Source organism: Streptomyces sp. AC627_RSS907, assembly GCF_019049165.1.
Genome location: NZ_JAGMUE010001117.1, coordinates 1 through 593 on the forward strand (window position 1 = coordinate 1; position 593 = coordinate 593).

The window sequence follows — 593 nt, forward strand, 5'->3', positions numbered from 1 at the left end:
GCCCCTCCGCGACGTCCGCCGCGGAATGGTCGTCGGCCAACTCTCCCTCGGGCAGTGCGTGCACCAGGCCGCCGTAGTCCAACTCCACGAGCGAGCGGGGGTGGAACTCCTCCAGCCAGCGGCCGACGTCCACCAGGCCGTCGATCAGGGGGCCCTCCTCCAGCGCCTCCTTGAGCGCCTTGAGGCCGCGCGCGACGCGGCGCCTGGCCTCGACCATCGGCGTGCGGTACCGCAGCACGAGGCCGTCCTCGCCCTTGGTGTACTCCCGCTCCGCGTCGGCGAACAGGACGAACCAGCGCACCGGCACGTGCCAGGTCGCGCTGCGGATCCACGGCCGGGCGTCCGGATTACGCTCCGACCAGCGCTCGAAATCGGCCGCCGCTTGCCGGCGCACCACCGGCGGCAGCGCGGCGTCCAGGAGCGGCCCCGGCAGCCGCTGGGAGATCTCCTCCAGCGCCAGCCAGCCGCGCAGTCGGGTGCGCCAGGGGCAGACGCAGGTGACGCCGTCCACCGAGGCCACGAACGCGTCGTCGCTCTCGTGCACCGGGACCGGGACCGGCGGCACCGGGAGCAGGTTCGCCAGCGACCGCCGC

1 protein-coding gene is annotated in these 593 nt (G+C 74.5%); it reads right to left on the minus strand.

What is annotated here, in order from left to right; translation table 11 throughout:
* Positions 1–593, minus strand: a 593-nt coding sequence (locus KUM32_RS40590) for a hypothetical protein (protein ID WP_217146697.1), incomplete at both ends; no start/stop codon positions are given.